This is a genomic window from Mesorhizobium sp. M7A.F.Ca.CA.001.10.2.1 (assembly GCF_003998575.1).
In the GTDB taxonomy this organism is placed as follows: Bacteria; Pseudomonadota; Alphaproteobacteria; order Rhizobiales; family Rhizobiaceae; genus Mesorhizobium.
This window is the reverse complement of sequence record NZ_RZQY01001427.1, coordinates 1-385: the sequence shown is the minus strand read 5'-3', so window position 1 is coordinate 385 and position 385 is coordinate 1. Positions and strand designations below refer to the sequence as shown.

1 pseudogene is annotated in these 385 nt (G+C 65.5%); it reads right to left on the bottom strand.

Annotated features, from left to right (window positions below):
* Nucleotides 1–385, bottom strand: a pseudogene (locus tag EN964_RS37420) (MFS transporter); the annotation flags it as partial.

Below are 385 nucleotides of genomic sequence, written 5' to 3'. Positions count from 1 at the left end.
GTGCCCACACCTCGCCGAGGATGTAGAGCGGGTTGATGACGACGCCGATGATGAAGCGGATGACGAACCAGGCCACCCAGTCCTGCAGATAGCCGATACCCAGGAAGCAGAGCGCGCCGATCAGCGAGCAGCCGACCGCCAGGTTGCGTGCACCGACAAGCCGCACAGCCGCGGGCACGAAAGAAGCCGAAAGGATCAGCCCGAGCGGCATCATCGCCGCCGACAAGCCGATCAGCGCTGGCGACATGCCTTGTTTCTGCATCAGCAGCGTGAACAGCGGCGAACTCAACCCCTGCGCCGCGCCGAACATCGCAAGTGCCGCGGTGACGCCGGCAAGCGCTGCCCACTGCGTTCCTGCTTCGCCTTCGTTCGAGCCGGTCGCAGC